A 16,142-nucleotide genomic window follows, 5' to 3' on the forward strand; every position below is an offset into this window, starting at 1 on the left:
TCACGATCCTCACTATATTCACTTTGAATTGTGGTCATAGCATTCATTGCATCATTAATTCCTTGTTTATCAATTGTAGGTAGTTAATTGTTTCTTTTGCTTTGTGTGCTATATTTTAACTAATTTAATTTATTAATACTTTGTAAATGCTCTAATCGTTCTAAATATTTTTCGTCTATAAGCCGATCTAAAGCTATGCTTGCCGATGCCCCCCTCACGAACCAAAGATTCAAACTCATTAATTAGTTGAATTAGTAAGTCGGCATATTCTTGATTACCTTTGAATACACAATTGATTCATACACATTATTGACAGCTTGACTAACTTTTAAGGTATTTCCTAGTAACGCTAACGAAAATAATTGTATTCTTTGCATAGCAATAAATTCGCCTGCGATTTGAAAGCTTTCAGTTATGAATTCTTTTTCAATATCTTCAAGTGCGGAATCAAACTCTTTCAGTATAGTCATGTTAATCCTTATTTAAGTTGCTGTTTGCGTTTTCGTCTTTTAATCTCTGTTTTCATTGCGTTAACAATAAACTGAGATGTGTTTTCATTAGGTTCTTTAACTGTCTCCATTTTCTCCATTATTTCGTGAGGAACCCGAGCAGCTATATTTTGTGACTTATTATTTATTCTATCTGTTGGCATATTTCACACTCCATAAGTGTCGAACAGTTTATATTAATAAAAATAAAAAAACAATATTGACATGTTCGACACTTGGTAATAATATCTGTTCGACACCTAATTATTTTTTAGGTCCTAAAACAACAATAGCCCGAAGCGTCCTACCGCTCCGAGCTATCTAACCATAAACATTACAAGGGGTAATGAGTATGGCTATTCGCAATAATACCGTATCGCCTACATTTGGGCAAAATAAAATTTTTACTTTTCTAACAGTGAATACACTTCCTATATTACAACGTATTCAAGTTCGTGCCAAAACCGAGGCAGAAGCTAGAGCTATGTACGCCAAAGTCGGTGTTGAATTGATTCTAATTATTCGTCAAATGGAGGTGGTAGCATGAGCAAGCAACCAATACATAACAGCTTAACTTATATCTTATCTGATGATGACTTTGAGCGTATTCAGGATAATATTGATTTTTTGCGTTTGATTGTTGATTGTGCCGGCAGTCAAGGTACCCGTAAGGATATTACCATTAATACTAATGCATTTTGCACATCCTTAGGCAAAATCGAAGATAATTTAAGAAATATTATTAATAATTTAGTTAAAACGAAAACAGCATGATTTGATAACTGCAAATCTAAATATATCAAATGGGCTTAAATCGCATTTTAAGCCTTTTTCTATCAATTCTGCCCAAATGTATCAATCATTAATTTAATCGCTTTATAAACGTTTTATAATAATTTTTAGCGCCTATTTTTCTTTAGATTTTATTTACCCTCTATCATCTTTAACTGTTTTGATTGTTCACTATTTATCTGCCCTTGTTCATATTACATTCATTGTACGTCTGTTTAATATGTCCTTGTTCCAACAATTTACCTAGAAGAGGGCAATTTAATAATTATGAATAGAATGGAAATTAAACGCCATGAATTATTTACTCATGTTTCAAATCAGGTTGCTAAAGAAGCACTTGATTTTGGTCTACCAGAAGAAACCGCTTCACAGTTAGGTTGTAATGTGGCAAACGCAATTGCAGAGCTTTTTGGTGGTCAAAATCTTACATTTCCCAAAGACTATGCTTTCAAAATTAGTCAACGAGATGCACAAATTTATCATGAGTTTAAAGGTAATAACTACCACGAGCTTAGCCGAAAATATCGAATGACAGAGCGAGGTATTCGCAAAGTGATTACAAGAGTAAAACAAAAAATAACGACCCCATTAGCTCAAAAGGACGCTCAAAATGCCTAAACTACGTAATTTTGAAATATTTAAACCTGGTACATTTACCGCAATGGACGGTAGAAAATTCACTTTTACTGAGCAAGATTTGCATGAAATAGCTGACAGCTATGACCCTAATCTTTATCAAGCCAATTTAACGCTTGGGCACCCTAAAAATAATTTACCTGATTTAGGGGCAGTTCATCATGTCTACATGTACCAAGGTAAGTTGTTTGCTTGTGCTGAGTTCGCCGACGAATTAGCCGAGGCAATCCATAAAGGTACTTATAAAAATCGTTCTGCTTCGTTTTACTTACCTCATTCACCTGAAAACCCAGTAAAAGGCAAAAGATACTTACGCCATATTGGCTTTTTAGGTGCTATGCCACCAGCAGTGAAAGGGCTTGCAAGTATTGACTTTTCAGAAAGTGGATTTGGAAGCTCAATCAATTTTGCTTCGAGTGGGGAATTTATTGATTTAACAGATTATCGACATTGTGACACTCAAAACACAATACGAGTAAAACAAAAAGACGGCACAATCAAAACGGGCTTTATATGGCGCGGTGAGATTTTGTATCTATAACTATATCAAATCGTCGCAGGTAGTTAACTAACTTTTATTTTTAATAACTTTGAGGATATTTATATGCAACATCCATTTACTCCAGATACATTTTTAAGTGCTATTGCACTTGCTTACCGTAACACTGATTTAATAGCAGATGAAATTATGCCACGCTCACCTGTCGATAAATATGATTTTGCATGGACAAAATATGACATAGCCGAGCGTTTTACTATTCCATCAACTCTAGTGGGACGAAAGTCTAGACCCAATCAAATCGATTATAAAACAACAGAAGAAAAATCTTCTGTTGAAGATTATGGACTTGACTCTCCTGTACCGCAAGCAGATATTGATAACGCTAAAAGTAATTACAATCCATTAGCTCATGCTGCTGAGGCAACAACCGATTTAATCTTATTAGATCGTGAAGTTCGTGTAGCCAATATGGTATTTAACCCTGAAAACTATACAACAAGCAATCAAAAAATACTATCAGGTTCAACCCAATGGAGTAATGACAGCAGTTCGCCATTAACAGATATATCCCATGCTTTGGATTCCATGATTGTTCGAGCTAATGTATTAGTTCTTGGTAATGATGTCGCCTCGCGTTTATGTCAACACCCTAAAGTTGTTCGTGCATTTAATGGTAGTACCGGTGAAGATGGTATTGTTCCGATTGAATTTTTGCGTGAAATTTTACGTTTAGAGCAAATTTATATTGGCACTTCATGGGTTAACATGATTAAACCCGGTAAGGAACCAGTACTACAACGCGTTTGGGGTAACCACGCTTCATTGTTATATATTAATAAGAAAGCAACAACCCAAAGTGGCGTAACATGGGGATTGACTGCTCAATTTGGCGATCGTGTATCAGGAACAATCCCAGAGCCTAATATGGGGCTTCGTGGCGGTCAAATGGTTCGAGTTGGCGAATCAGTAAAAGAAATATGTGTAGCTAAACATGCTGGATATTTCTTTCAAGATGCAATTGCCTAATAACTAAGTTATGGGAGTAATTATCTATGAAACTACCAAAGTTAAACGGGTTATTGTCAATGAAAAAAGACATTAAAACCGTTTCTCAAATAAAAGATAACATCCAAAAGGATTTGGATATTATCCGCAATCGCATTACTTCATTGGCTAATGAGTGGGATACGATATTCTTTCAACCATTAAACAAAACTGATGCACTCAAAAAAGACTTGCTTGCAATTGATAACCTTCATTTGACATTAAAGGATAACTTAAAATCTAATATATTGGAGCGCCATAATAGTGTCTTTGCTAATCCAAGAAAAGACCAATATTATATAAATGGTGCTTATGAAATATTGTTAAATGATAAACAAGCGAGCGAGTACCATATTGCGTTCATTGCTAATTTTTTCAAAAGCCCTTATCAAACATTGGTATTATTTAATGTTAATGAAGCAAAAAGAATTGTAACAGAGGTTTATGATTCTATTTCGGATCATGATTGGCAAGTAAAGAACGCTAGTGATATGGAAAAATCAGCTATTCGACTAAAAGAAATTCAAGCCGAACAGAATGAACTTAAGCAACTGGAGCAGAATATTCTTGTAGAAGCACAAGAAAACAATATTAACGTCCAATAACCACTAAGCCCAAGTAAAAATATTTGGGCTTAGTTATTTTTTACTACTGTAGTATAATGATTCAAAAGTTTGAAATTAAAACCTAGCAATATCAGTATAAGTAATTCCTTTTCATATACAGAAAATCAAAAATACCTCAATTATCACAGGATTTACGCTTCAATTATCGCGTTTTGCTTCAAAAATAGAAATAACAAAATAAATGGGTAAGTGTAAGGTTAAATAAAAACTTCAATAAAATCAATTACTTTTCTGAACAACTTTTATAAGTTTAAAACCTATTTTTTAAGTGTGAAAACGAGTATAAATTTAGTCTAAAAATAACTATTTGCGGTGTTTTGTTTTGTGCCAGTTTTGGCATTATCGCTGAATATCAAAAGTTTGGAAGTTAACAACAAATAGCTTATTCAATACTAATTTATATCTATCAAAACCTATTTTATGCTAGCTGACTTCATCATTAGTTTACTATGATACTGTCGCCGATACTCAGTTGGGGTTCGATCTGTCTTTTTTTTAAAAATCCGACAAAAATAATTACTATCTTTAAATCCTGATGCTTGAGCAATTTCTTTTATATTTAGATCATAATCTTTCAATAGTGATTTTGCATATTCTAAGCGAATTTGATTAAGATATTCATTTAATCCTATTTTACCTTCGCGTTGAAATAGATGTGATAAGTAATTGGGCGAAATGTAAAACATATCGGCTAAAAAATCACGCGTAACATCTTCACGAAAATGCGTATCAATGTATTGGCGAATCGCCTCAAAAAGACTGGTAGTTTTGGATGATGTTTTAATATCGACATTTAGCAAATCAAGGGTGTTGCTAAGTAAACTGTGAATAAGGTGATAAGCTGTTTTATTTTGTTTGCTCGGCTGGTTATACCGAGTTAACTCGGTCAGTGCTTGAATAATAAATGATCCAACCCGAGGACCACGCCTTGGGATATTGGCTTGCCCATGGGGAATCAATTGTCTGCCATCCCAATGTAATAGTGTTATAGCAATTTGCTGTTTGCCAAATAAAATAGTTAATAAGGTGGATGGGGCTTGCCAAATGGGTTTGTTCCAGCTGTGAGCAGCGATATAAAGTAAATCGTTGGTTGAAAGTACTTTTTCAAGCACGTTGCCGTCGTTATTAGCCCATAGCATTTTTTGTTTACCATCTAAGATGATCTCAATTCTAGGAAAATCGACTTGATAGGCATGTAAAGGGGCACAATTGCTGTTATTAGCGAAATAGATGTGATTGATTGTTAGCGGGTGATTGACTAACTTAGTTAATTTGTTGTTAATGAAATCTGTCATAAGATTAAATTGATGATAAATCAAGTTGTGCGCAATTGTTGAGATTATATACAGATATAAAAAATATGAAATCAACATAAATTATTTTTTATTTAATAGGCTATTTTTAATTTATGATTGTGTGATCTAAGTCTAAATTTTTCATCTAGCGTATATAAATCCAGTAAATGGCAAAAACGTCTTCTAGGCGGTTGGGTGATTTTTTTTTACTATGTTTAGTATAAAAATGATGTTTAGTATAAAAATGTTGTTCTAAGTTAATAGATGATGATTGATCTGAATTAGGAGTGAACCATGGAACTATATCTAGATACCGCTGATGTTACGGCCATTAAGCGTTTAGCTAAAGTGTTGCCAATTAATGGTGTAACCACCAATCCTAGTATTGTGGCAAAAGCAGGTAAGTCTATTTTTTCATTATTGGCTGAATTACAAGACGTGCTGGGTGCTGATAAACTGTTATTTGCGCAAGTATTGTCAAGCAATGCTGACGAGATGATAAAAGAAGCGCATCAGCTAAGAAAAGCAGTGCCATCGATTGTGACAAAAATTCCCGTTAATGCGCAAGGGTTGATGGCAATCAAAGAACTCACCCTGCAAGGTATTCCAACCTTAGGTACTGCTGTTTATGGCGCAGGGCAGGGGTTTTTAGCAGCATTAGCGGGCGCTAAATATATTGCGCCTTATGTTAATCGTATTGATGCTCAAGGTGGAAGTAGCAAAGATACTGTACAAGAATTACAAAAATTGTTAGATTTGCATTGCCCACAGTCAATGGTATTAGCTGCCAGTTTTAGAACACCGAGACAAGCGTTAGATTGTATGCTGGCTGGATGCCAATCGATTACTTTGCCCATAGATGTGGCTGAACTGTTTATTTCTGATCCAGCAGTCGATGCGACAATCACTAAGTTTGATGACGATTGGTGTAGTGCTTTTGGTGCACTAACGTTTTAACTTTGTTTACCTATTTTTGTTTACCTATTTTTTGACTTGAGCTTGTTTTGCTGCTTTGGCGTGGAACAAGCTGATCTGCCTTTTTCAATTGTAAAAATAGCATAACTCTAACATTTTTTATTGTATGATGATTCTTAATATTAATCACTATAAGGTGCAATGCTATGGATGAAAAAAATAATAAAATCAAAGTAAATAAAAAAGCTATTGTTAATGCATTACTCACAGTATTAAATGTTGAAAAAATCTCGCCTAGTTTTATTCGTGTCCAATTTAGTTGTAATAAGCAAGTTGATATTAATCCTTTATGGATTTGTCCTTACTTAAAATTGTTATTTCCTGATCCTTTAACTGGTAAAATAGAATTTTCCAAGTTTGATGATAATAATAAAATCGTTGTTGACGATAAATTACGCCGACTTATTCGTAGTTATAGTGTGCGTGAGTTTGAATGTGCTAATAATGAGTTTTTTGTCGATTTTGCTATTCATCAGACTGGTTTAGCGTCGGTTTGGTCACAAAAAGCTAAGATTGGGGATCAAATTGGTTTGATTGGTGCTGCCAGTAAATTGCAGTTTACTGATGATTGTTTGGTGTTAATGGGGGATGTTTCAGCCATGCCAGCGATCTGTTATACGCTTGAGCATCTACCTAAAAAGCATAAAGCTTTTGCCTTCATTGAAGTAAATCATAAAAATGATATTGTTTCATTATCAGACAATAAAGATATTGAAGTTTGTTGGCTAGTACAAAATCCAGATAATCCCCATCAATTAATTAATGCGGTAATCAACGCTAATTTATCAAGGCAAGGTAAACTGCTGTTTTGGGGAGGAATGGAGCGCTCGCTTGCACAAGCTCTTCGCCATGCGGTTAAGGATAAATATATACATTTACCGCCGGATGCTTTTCATATTACTAGCTATTGGCGAGAAGGTTTTGCCGAAGGTGAATTTAAACATCGTGAATAATTAGCGGTTGCTTTTTTATGAATATTCTTGCTCATTTACATTTGGCCACGTTAGCACATAGCTCATTAATTGGTAATACTGTGGCCGATTTTGTTAAAGGTGATCCGTATTTAATTTATGATACTGATATTGCTGATGGCATTATGTTGCACCGAAAAATTGATAGCTTGACTGATAACCTGCTTGAAGTTAAACAAGCTAAATTACTGTTCCGTCAATCGTATCAGCGCGTTGCTGCCATTACATTGGATATTGTATGGGATCATTTCTTGTCAAAGCATTGGGATAGTTATGGACTGTTGCCTAGTGTAGCTCAATTTAATGAAGTAACCAAAGCGCATATCCAACCATATATTAGCGCTTATCCAGTTGATTATCAGCACTTTATGAATGCGATGTGGCGTGGATTGTGGCTCGAAAATTATGCATCTCTCGATTTTGTTGGCGACGTGTTAGCTGGTATGGCACAGCGGCGACCGAAATTATATTTGCTAGAAGAAACGATTATTGATATCAAACAACATTATGGCCAATTAGAGGCGCTGTTTTTTTTGTTATATCCTAAAATTTGTTTAACAGTAAAACAAGGCATTAACTAAGTTGGATTTAGTGCTATCGGTTTAAGTTTTATACACTGTAGCTTAAGCCGATAGCGGTGAGTATTTTTCGATTAATTAGGTAATATTAGTTTACCATCGTTTATTTGGATAACATCCTTACGATTTGGCAATTGGCTAATCGGTTTTAGATTTTTGTTTGTTACTTGTGGGGCATAGCCACTTTTACCACCTCGAGTTTTTGTGCGCACAACTTGGCTTACAGGTAATGTTGCTTTGTTGGTTAAGTTAGCCCATAACCATTCAATGGCGTCTTCGCCATAATAATCAATCGGTAATAAGGTATTGTCAAACGGTGGCCTACCATCTAAGTAACTAGCGTTTTCAACTTCAATATATCGCAGTTGTGACTGACTTCCTTCAACTAAACTATTTAATGCCACATAAGGGCGCGATGTGTAGTTTGATAGTTGTTTAACATTATTACGTCCATGTATAATAAAGGTTTTTATGCCATGTAAGTTGCCAGAAGCGCTAACTTGTTTTATACCTTGCTCAACGCGTGGCTCTTGTGATTTTTTATAAATACAAATAGATCCTTTAGTACCATAATCAACTATCCCCTTCGTTTGAGAGCTAGAATAGAACTCTCGCCTTGGTGTATTGAGATCCTCGTTTTCAACAAGATCCAAAATAGTTGCATTCGGTCCATTCCATAGCGGTAAATGCCCGTTGGCCATTCCCCATATTTGCTGAAACGATATTTCCTCTAATGGTGCAACCTTACCTGTATAATTAATTGGATTTTGCTGAGTGCTTGCCACTGAAAAGTTACACATATTTTCGGTGACATCGTATTTACCATATGCGCTAATATATTGATAAGGCAGTCCGATAGATTCAGTATAGTAAAAATACGGTAGCTGGATATCCATTTCTGGTGTCCAACCATATTTGTGTAGTTTTTCTAGTGCTTCTTTGGGCGTGCCTGTGGTGAGTAATTTTGCTTTTTTAAGGGCGTTACAGCGTTCTTGTGAATAAAGAAAGTAATCGGCATACGGCACGTAAGAATCATTTTTATGTGCTTTTATTGCTGGGATTGCACATGGTATATATAATGCGCCATAAGCACTGTAATTGGCAATGGATCTGGCTTGTAGTTTGTGTGATTTGCTATCGCCTATCTTGATCGAGACAGGGGTATTATCAAGTTTTGGTTGAATTTGTGGATTGACCGCAACAATACCATCAATCATATTTTGGTCATCTAATTCGCCGGCTTTTAATGCCGCTCCACCACCATCGCTTGCGCCATAGACTAAAACAAGGGTGTTATCTTTGTTAAAGATAGCTTGATCATTAGGTGAAAACATACTGTTGAGTTCATAAAAGGCAAATTCTATCGATTTTAATACATGCTCACCCCAGCGGGCTTCGGCATTTAGTTTTGAGTGCAACTGTTTTACCGCATAGCGATGCGGGTATTTTTTTATGTATTTTTCTTTATTATCAATTGAAGTATAAAATAAGATATTACCAGTTTGTACTTCTCCCCATACGGTAAAGCCAACTTTGTGTTCCATATCATAAATACCGTTGCCTAATCCTTTGTCATTATAGACCACTGCGCAGTTGTGACGAAGTCCCCATAATCCACGAATTTGGACATCTTTCGCATTTAATATCCCGTCCGAATCACTAGCTGGAACTGCAACAATGCAGGGCTTATGTTTATTAAAATCAATTGGGATTTGTAATAACATACCTACGCCATCATTTCTTTGTACGGCTGTTATTTCGGTGCCTGCAAATTTGCCGTCAAATAAAGGCGTTAATTCTTGCTTCCTAAAACCAAATAGTGATCCTTCCCCAATTTTAGTATCAATATAGCGATTTAGCTTGGCTTGACGGCGTTCTTGAAAGTGTGGTTTGGTCGGAATTTCAACGTCAGGCGTGATACTACTGGTTGATAATGGCGTAAAACCGAGCCCAGCAGTAACAAGATCGTTGCTATCGCCATCATAATACGCCAAGGTACTGCGAACTAGCCATTTAGGTTTTACTATTGTATTGTCAATTTTTTTTGTGTTATGGCTCTGAGCATCTACATTCTCATTTACTACTTTCTCATTTACTGCTGATTCCATGCTCGCAACGGTATTGCTTGAATCAGGAGTTGTTTTATTGTCAGTATTGGTGATTTTGCTAGTATTTTCTTGAACTGTGTTCGTTTTTGCGGTTTCGCCCAATGAAGTTGATTTTGTTGGTTTTCCTTGTGCAATTAATGGCATGGCGACAAGGGCAAAAAATACCAATTTGGCTAATGTTTTTATTTTTTTCTGTTTCATTTTGAATTCCGTTGCAATCACGTTTTAGCAGATATAATTATTATGGTTTATTGCAAAAATTAGATGGTTATTTATTGATTAATTAATACACCTATTATGATAGTTTTAGTCTTTTACTATGTAATTATACACGAATTTTTGTTATTCGTTATTGAGTAAATTTAAATTACAAATTTTCCAAAAAGCGGCAATGATTTTTTCAGATAAGCGTCTTTTTTGCACACAAATCCCTACATCAAATGGCTCCATTAAATTGGTGGACCATTCTGTAATTCGTTCTCGGACTCTTTCTGGACTGTTGTCCATCACGACTTTTGGCAATAAGGCGACACCACAACCTAAAGCAACCATCGATACAATCGCTTCATGCCCTGCGACAGTAGCATAAATTTTGGGGTTGGTTATTTTCTTTTGTTTAAACCATAAATCAATGCGGTGACGGCTTGGGCCATGTTCTGGCAATATAAAAGGGATATTGTGCCAATCAGGTTTTTTTTGATGCAATTTATCGCTAAATGAGCTATTTAGTTTGGGAATCAACAAAACCATGTCAATTTCACCAAATTTTAAAAACTCAATGCCCGTAGGTAGCTGTTTAGGTTTTCCTGCAATGGCTAAATCGGCGGCATTGGATTGTATTTTTCCAACCGCATCGGCGGCATCGCCCGTTGATAGTTTGATTTCAACTAATGGGTAGTGGATCCTAAAACGATCAAGTATTTCAGGCAAATGGCTGTAGGCTGCAGTAACAGAGCAAAATAGAGTTAACTCCCCAACTAATTGTTGTTCTGATTGATCTAAATCCTGCCGTACTTGTTGGTGTAAATTGATCACTTGCTGGGCAAAACGCTTTACTTTTTCCCCTTCATGAGTTATTTGTACTTGCCGATTATCACGAATAAACAGTGCATGGCCAAAGTGTTCTTCTAAACGTTGAATTTGTCTCGATAACGTTGATGGGCTGACATGCATGGCATTAGCTGTCATGCCAAAATGACAAGTTTCACACAAATGTAAATACAATTTTAGATCTCGAATATTCATAACTAGTTCCGTTTTTATACTGAAAAGTTAGGTTTAGCCTGAAACTTTTTGGCAAAAAGACAAACAGCATTTAGCAATATTAAAGTCAAATATTATGCATAGATAAGGCAATAAGGCAAATAACAGCAATAATAACATCAATGGCAAAATAGATAGATACCTGCTAAAATAAATGATTATTTTGTGTGGATTAAAAAGTTAATTTTATGACAGAACAAGCGTATTTAGACGAAGTCAAAGCTCGTCGCACTTTTGCGATTATTTCTCATCCTGACGCGGGTAAAACAACGATTACCGAAAAGGTGCTATTATTTGGTCATGCTATACAAACTGCGGGTACCGTAAAAGGTCGTGGTGCCAATGCTCAACATGCTAAATCTGACTGGATGGAGATGGAAAAGCAACGTGGTATCTCAATAACAACCTCGGTCATGCAATTCCCATATAATGACTGTTTAGTCAATTTACTTGATACCCCTGGACATGAGGATTTCTCAGAAGATACTTATCGCACGTTAACTGCGGTTGATAGTTGTTTGATGGTGATTGATGCGGCAAAAGGGGTTGAGGATCGCACACGTAAATTAATGGAAGTGACAAGGCTACGCAATACACCAATTTTAACGTTTATGAATAAATTAGATCGTGATATTCGCGATCCTATGGAACTGCTTGACGAAGTTGAAAACGAGCTAAATATTATGTGCGCACCCATTACTTGGCCTATCGGTTGTGGCAAGTTATTTAAAGGAGTTTATCATATAGCGAAAGACGAGACTTACCTTTATCAAACAGGTCAAGGCCATACTATCCAAGAGATTCGAATTATTAAAGGGTTAACTAACCCCGATTTGGATTTAGCTGTTGGCGATGATTTAGCGCAACAACTACGTGAAGAACTTGAATTAGTACAAGGCGCGTCAAATGAATTTGATCTAGAGGCCTTTTTATCAGGTGATTTAACGCCCGTTTTTTTTGGTACGGCATTAGGCAATTTTGGTGTTGATCATATGCTTGATGGTCTAACAGCATGGGCACCAACGCCACAACCACGGCAAAGTGATAAGCGAGAAGTCAAATCTTCGGAAGAAAAATTCAGCGGTTTTGTGTTTAAAATTCAAGCCAATATGGATCCTAAGCATCGTGACCGAGTTGCATTTATGCGTATTGTGTCAGGTAAATATGAAAAAGGCATGAAGTTACGCCATGTTCGTATTGCTAAAGATATTAATATTTCTGACGCCTTAACGTTTATGGCTGGTGATCGTGAACATGTTGAAGAAGCCTATGCTGGCGATATTATTGGACTACACAATCATGGTACTATTCAAATCGGTGATACTTTTACTCAAGGGGAAGATTTGAAATTCACAGGTATCCCTAACTTTGCACCAGAATTGTTCCGCCGAATCCGCTTAAAAGATCCACTTAAACAAAAACAGTTATTAAAAGGACTAGTGCAATTGTCTGAAGAAGGCGCTGTACAAGTATTTCGCCCACTAGCTAATAATGACTTAATTGTGGGCGCTGTTGGGGTTCTTCAGTTTGATGTGGTTGTTGCACGTTTAAAATCAGAATATAACGTTGAGGCGATTTACGAATCAGTTAATGTCACAACCGCTCGCTGGGTAGAGTGTAGTGATGTAAAAAAACTAGAAGAGTTTAAACGTAAATGCGAGCAGAACCTTGCTTTAGATGGCGGAGATAACCTTTCTTATATTGCGCCAAGCATGGTTAATTTGAATTTGACTCAAGAACGGTATCCTGATGTTAAATTTAGGAAAACTCGTGAGCATTAATTTAGTCATCTACCAAATCACAGAGTTTATCAAGATGCTGTAGTATTATTGATAAATTTGTTGTTTTTATTTTTTGTTATTGCTATTAAAACTGAGTTGAGCGAGCAGAAATTATGATTTATAAGAATAGAAGAAAATTAGTTAATTTTATTATTAGTGGATTTATTGGGGCTTTACTTACCACTTCATATTCATCTTTTGCCATCGAAAACAAGCTTGCTAAACCAGTTTTGTTAGAAAAGGTACAACAAAGTGAGCGTGACAAGCGTCAATATGAAGTTATTGAACTGGCGAATAAAATGCGCGTTTTATTGGTTTCAGATCCTAAAGCGGTTAAATCGTTGGCGTCATTAGCATTACCGGTTGGTTCGTTGCAAGATCCCAAAGATCAGCAAGGTTTAGCTCATTATACTGAACATATGGTATTAATGGGATCGAAAAAATACCCTGAACCAGCGAGTTTTTCGCAGTTTTTAAGCCGTCATGCTGGTAGTTATAATGCTAGCACTGCTGCGCATCGTACTGCGTTTTATTTTGAGGTCGAAAATAGCGCATTTGAAACAGCATTAGACCATTTGGCTAATGCTATTGCTCAGCCAAATTTAGATCCTAAATTTGCCGATAAAGAACGTAATGCGGTAAATGCAGAACTGACCATGGCGAGATCAAATGATGGTTTTCGTATTGGACAAATTGATTCGGAAACTATTAATCAAAACCACCCAGCTTCTCAATTTTCGGGCGGTAATTTACAGACATTGAGTGACAAAGAAAGCAGTAAACTACAAGATGCTTTAGTTAATTTCCATCAAGGCTATTATTCTGCCAACATTATGGTAGGGGTAATTTATAGTAATCAGTCTATTAATAAATTGGCAAAGTTAGCAGAAAGCACTTTTGGTCAAATTGTTAATAAAAATATTGATGCACCTAAAATTGATAAGCAAGCGCTGACCGCTGAGACATTAGGTAAACAAATTACGATGGTACCAGCGCAACCCAAAAAATTGTTATTATTGCAATTCCCCATTGAAAATAATGTGGCTAAGTTTGCTGACAAGAGTGATGAATATATTGGCTATTTAATTGGTAACCGTAGCAAAAATACATTAGTTGATCAGCTTCAAAAGCAAGGTTTGATTGAGAGCATTCAAGCGTCAAGTAATCCAATTAAATATGGCAATAGTGGGTTATTTAGTATTTACGTTAATTTAACAGAAGATGGTCTTGCCCAAAAAGATAAGGTTATTGCAGCTATTTTTAATTATTTACAATTAATTCAACACGAAGGGCTTTCTGACGCTTATTATAAAGAAATGCAAAAAGTGCTAGCGTTAGAGTTTAAATATCAAAATGTTGAACGTGATATGTCTTATGTGGAATGGCTGTCTGATCAAATGTTGTTATACCCTATTAAAAATGTGTTGAATTCTGATTATGTTGCTACGCATTTTGACAAAACAACGGTAGTTAATCGTTTAAAAAGTTTCACCGTTAATAATGCAAGGGTTTGGGTTATTTCTCCTAATCAATTGACGAATAAGACCGCTTATTTTGTTGATGCCCCGTATAAAATTGATAATATTACTAATGAAGAAAAAGTAAATTGGCTAAATTTAAGTAAAAGTTTTTCGTTTAGCTTGCCTGAACTCAACCCTTATATTCCAGATGATTTTACGATTTTGAGCCAAAACAGCAATCAATCACAACCAGCGGGATTCAGCAAGCGTGGAAACCATTTCCATTTCGTTAGTCAGTATTTTCGTCAAGAACCGAAAGCTGAAATTGTAGTTTCGTTACGAAATAATGAAGCTTTTATTGATGCGAAATCCAAAGTAGCGTTTGATTTACTCGATTACATTGTTAGCCGTCAATTAGCGCAATTACAATTTCAAGCAAGTATTGCTGGTATAGCCTTATCTACGGGTAGCGATGATGGTTTGATGATTACGGCTAGTGGCTTTAATCAACACTTACCTGAAATGATATTAGCGATACTTAATAGTTATCGCCAAATAACGATTGATGAACAAAGCTTAGCTTTAGCCAAGTCATGGTATTTGCAAAAACTTGATGCAGCGGAACATACAAATAGTTACCAATTAGCTGTTAATCCTGTGAGTGCATTATCTTCTGTTCCTCATTATTATGAGCGAAGTGTCAGGCGTCAAATCACAGAAGATATGAGTATTAATGATATTTTAGCTTATCGTGATAATCTAATGACTAATTCTGTACCTTATATGCTAAGTTTGGGAAATTTATCTAATGAGAATTCATTAGATCTTTATCATGCTATTCAAAAAATGCTTGCACGCAAAGCTGAATTTACCCCAATGAAAAGCATCAAAATTAAATCACCTTTATTGGCACAAATTACTCAGCAGGCTAAAAGTACTGATAACGCCTTGATGATGAGCTATATCCCAACGAATTATGATCGTATTACAAGTAGTATGTTAAGTTATACACTTTATAAAATAATCTCACCATGGTTCTTCGATCAGTTGCGAACTAATGAGCAACTTGGTTATGCTGTATTTACAACACCAATTACGGTTGGGGATTCTGCGGGGATGAGTTTTATTATCCAAAGTAATCAATATGATCCAGCTTATTTGCTTAAGCGTTATCAAGAATTTTACCCAATTATGTTAAGTAAGTTAGAAGCTTTATCAGAAAATGATATTGAGCAATACAAAAAGGCGATACTTGAGGAGCTGACAATGCCACCTCAAACATTGGATGAAGAATTAAGCCGTTATATGCCAGATTATCGTTTATCACGTTTTGCCTTTGATTCACGCAGTAAAAAAATAGCGAAGGTAAAAAACATCAATAAACAAGATTTGATCGATTTTTATCGTTATTCAATAATCAATCAAAAAGGTTTAGTGCTTGCTTCGCAAGTGCTTGGTAAGCGTTCAGATGATGTTAAACAGCCTAGTGCAATTTCAGAATTTACTGAATTTGAAAATGCATCAGCACTACAAGATATTTTATTAAAATAATATACTAAAATGTATATATTACCTGAAATATTTTTATAGAAAATTGGCAATGTAACTACCTTATGATACACT

At 35.6% G+C, this 16,142-nt stretch carries 16 protein-coding genes; 11 read left to right on the forward strand and 5 right to left on the reverse strand.

Features of this window, described 5'->3' with window-relative positions:
• Positions 1-251: 251 nt before the first annotated feature.
• Both A9G47_RS03020 and A9G47_RS14160 read right to left on the reverse strand, forming a co-directional pair.
• Positions 252-470, reverse strand: a complete 219-nt coding sequence (locus A9G47_RS03020; protein WP_065642127.1) for a hypothetical protein — start codon at positions 468-470, stop codon at positions 252-254.
• A gap of 8 nt (positions 471-478) precedes the next feature.
• Positions 479-652, reverse strand: coding sequence for a YlcI/YnfO family protein (locus A9G47_RS14160; RefSeq protein ID WP_176700645.1), 174 nt, complete (start codon positions 650-652; stop codon positions 479-481).
• Positions 653-840: 188 nt separating this feature from the next.
• Here A9G47_RS14160 and A9G47_RS03025 point away from each other — a divergent pair, with 188 nt between their 5' ends.
• The 6 genes from A9G47_RS03025 to A9G47_RS03050 all read left to right on the forward strand — a co-directional run bounded on the left by A9G47_RS03025 (position 841) and on the right by A9G47_RS03050 (position 4,067).
• The gene (locus tag A9G47_RS03025; RefSeq protein ID WP_065642128.1) at positions 841-1,035 is read left to right on the forward strand and encodes a hypothetical protein; all 195 of its coding nucleotides are present in this window, start codon (positions 841-843) and stop codon (positions 1,033-1,035) included.
• A complete protein-coding gene (locus A9G47_RS03030; RefSeq protein WP_065642129.1) occupies positions 1,032-1,262 on the forward strand; it encodes a hypothetical protein in 231 nt (76 codons plus the stop codon). The genes A9G47_RS03025 and A9G47_RS03030 overlap by 4 nt, the downstream gene beginning before the upstream one ends.
• A gap of 285 nt (positions 1,263-1,547) precedes the next feature.
• The gene (locus A9G47_RS03035) at positions 1,548-1,898 is read left to right on the forward strand and encodes a Mor transcription activator family protein (protein WP_218057418.1); all 351 of its coding nucleotides are present in this window, start codon (positions 1,548-1,550) and stop codon (positions 1,896-1,898) included.
• Entirely contained in the window at positions 1,891-2,457 is a 567-nt protein-coding gene (locus tag A9G47_RS03040; protein WP_065642131.1) for a hypothetical protein, read from the forward strand. The genes A9G47_RS03035 and A9G47_RS03040 overlap by 8 nt, the downstream gene beginning before the upstream one ends.
• Before the next feature lie 63 nt (positions 2,458-2,520).
• On the forward strand, positions 2,521-3,444 hold the full coding sequence (locus tag A9G47_RS03045; RefSeq protein WP_065642132.1) for a phage capsid protein: 924 nt from the start codon (positions 2,521-2,523) through the stop codon (positions 3,442-3,444).
• Between the two features lie 26 nt (positions 3,445-3,470).
• Positions 3,471-4,067, forward strand: a complete 597-nt coding sequence (locus A9G47_RS03050) for a hypothetical protein (RefSeq protein ID WP_065642133.1) — start codon at positions 3,471-3,473, stop codon at positions 4,065-4,067.
• A 434-nt stretch (positions 4,068-4,501) separates the two neighbouring features.
• On the opposite strand, the gene A9G47_RS03055 is transcribed toward A9G47_RS03050, so the two are convergent.
• Positions 4,502-5,383: a helix-turn-helix domain-containing protein gene (locus tag A9G47_RS03055; protein ID WP_065642164.1), complete on the reverse strand. Its 882-nt coding sequence runs from the start codon at positions 5,381-5,383 to the stop codon at positions 4,502-4,504.
• A gap of 294 nt (positions 5,384-5,677) precedes the next feature.
• On the opposite strand from A9G47_RS03055, the gene fsa reads away from it, so the two are divergent.
• The 3 genes from fsa to A9G47_RS03070 all read left to right on the forward strand — a co-directional run bounded on the left by fsa (position 5,678) and on the right by A9G47_RS03070 (position 7,910).
• Positions 5,678-6,340, forward strand: coding sequence for a fructose-6-phosphate aldolase (fsa, locus tag A9G47_RS03060; protein WP_065642134.1), 663 nt, complete (start codon positions 5,678-5,680; stop codon positions 6,338-6,340).
• A gap of 164 nt (positions 6,341-6,504) precedes the next feature.
• Positions 6,505-7,311 (forward strand): siderophore-interacting protein, encoded by an 807-nt coding sequence (locus A9G47_RS03065; protein ID WP_065642135.1) that lies wholly within the window; start codon positions 6,505-6,507, stop codon positions 7,309-7,311.
• A gap of 17 nt (positions 7,312-7,328) precedes the next feature.
• Positions 7,329-7,910 (forward strand): acyl carrier protein phosphodiesterase, encoded by a 582-nt coding sequence (locus tag A9G47_RS03070; protein WP_065580360.1) that lies wholly within the window; start codon positions 7,329-7,331, stop codon positions 7,908-7,910.
• 71 nt (positions 7,911-7,981) lie between these two features.
• Here the strand turns inward: A9G47_RS03070 and A9G47_RS03075 are convergent, their stop codons facing one another.
• Together A9G47_RS03075 and ilvY are read right to left on the reverse strand one after the other, a co-directional pair.
• Positions 7,982-10,216, reverse strand: a complete 2,235-nt coding sequence (locus A9G47_RS03075) for a 3-hydroxybutyrate oligomer hydrolase family protein (protein WP_065642136.1) — start codon at positions 10,214-10,216, stop codon at positions 7,982-7,984.
• Between the two features lie 141 nt (positions 10,217-10,357).
• The gene (gene ilvY, locus A9G47_RS03080) at positions 10,358-11,260 is read right to left on the reverse strand and encodes an HTH-type transcriptional activator IlvY (RefSeq protein ID WP_065642137.1); all 903 of its coding nucleotides are present in this window, start codon (positions 11,258-11,260) and stop codon (positions 10,358-10,360) included.
• Between the two features lie 206 nt (positions 11,261-11,466).
• Between ilvY and prfC the strand changes: the two genes are divergently transcribed.
• Complete coding sequence (gene prfC / locus A9G47_RS03085; protein WP_065642138.1) at positions 11,467-13,059, forward strand: peptide chain release factor 3; 1,593 nt, start codon at positions 11,467-11,469, stop codon at positions 13,057-13,059.
• Between the two features lie 113 nt (positions 13,060-13,172).
• Positions 13,173-16,070, forward strand: a complete 2,898-nt coding sequence (gene ptrA, locus A9G47_RS03090; protein ID WP_065642139.1) for a pitrilysin — start codon at positions 13,173-13,175, stop codon at positions 16,068-16,070.
• Positions 16,071-16,142 lie beyond the last annotated feature (72 nt).

The organism is Gilliamella sp. WF3-4 (assembly GCF_001690275.1).
Taxonomy (GTDB): Bacteria; Pseudomonadota; Gammaproteobacteria; order Enterobacterales; family Orbaceae; genus Gilliamella; species Gilliamella apicola_C.

What these genes read in the sequence shown, in the direction of transcription:
- ptrA (WP_065642139.1), top strand. Translation starts at nt 13,173, where the DNA reads ATGATTTATAAGAATAGAAGAAAATTAGTTAATTTTATTATTAGTGGA.
- A9G47_RS14160 (WP_176700645.1), bottom strand. Translation starts at nt 652, where the DNA reads ATGCCAACAGATAGAATAAATAATAAGTCACAAAATATAGCTGCTCGG.
- A9G47_RS03040 (WP_065642131.1), top strand. Translation starts at nt 1,891, where the DNA reads ATGCCTAAACTACGTAATTTTGAAATATTTAAACCTGGTACATTTACC.
- ilvY (WP_065642137.1), bottom strand. Translation starts at nt 11,260, where the DNA reads ATGAATATTCGAGATCTAAAATTGTATTTACATTTGTGTGAAACTTGT.
- A9G47_RS03065 (WP_065642135.1), top strand. Translation starts at nt 6,505, where the DNA reads ATGGATGAAAAAAATAATAAAATCAAAGTAAATAAAAAAGCTATTGTT.
- A9G47_RS03035 (WP_218057418.1), top strand. Translation starts at nt 1,548, where the DNA reads ATGAATAGAATGGAAATTAAACGCCATGAATTATTTACTCATGTTTCA.
- A9G47_RS03055 (WP_065642164.1), bottom strand. Translation starts at nt 5,383, where the DNA reads ATGACAGATTTCATTAACAACAAATTAACTAAGTTAGTCAATCACCCG.
- A9G47_RS03030 (WP_065642129.1), top strand. Translation starts at nt 1,032, where the DNA reads ATGAGCAAGCAACCAATACATAACAGCTTAACTTATATCTTATCTGAT.
- A9G47_RS03050 (WP_065642133.1), top strand. Translation starts at nt 3,471, where the DNA reads ATGAAACTACCAAAGTTAAACGGGTTATTGTCAATGAAAAAAGACATT.
- fsa (WP_065642134.1), top strand. Translation starts at nt 5,678, where the DNA reads ATGGAACTATATCTAGATACCGCTGATGTTACGGCCATTAAGCGTTTA.
- A9G47_RS03020 (WP_065642127.1), bottom strand. Translation starts at nt 470, where the DNA reads ATGACTATACTGAAAGAGTTTGATTCCGCACTTGAAGATATTGAAAAA.
- prfC (WP_065642138.1), top strand. Translation starts at nt 11,467, where the DNA reads ATGACAGAACAAGCGTATTTAGACGAAGTCAAAGCTCGTCGCACTTTT.
- A9G47_RS03075 (WP_065642136.1), bottom strand. Translation starts at nt 10,216, where the DNA reads ATGAAACAGAAAAAAATAAAAACATTAGCCAAATTGGTATTTTTTGCC.
- A9G47_RS03025 (WP_065642128.1), top strand. Translation starts at nt 841, where the DNA reads ATGGCTATTCGCAATAATACCGTATCGCCTACATTTGGGCAAAATAAA.
- A9G47_RS03045 (WP_065642132.1), top strand. Translation starts at nt 2,521, where the DNA reads ATGCAACATCCATTTACTCCAGATACATTTTTAAGTGCTATTGCACTT.
- A9G47_RS03070 (WP_065580360.1), top strand. Translation starts at nt 7,329, where the DNA reads ATGAATATTCTTGCTCATTTACATTTGGCCACGTTAGCACATAGCTCA.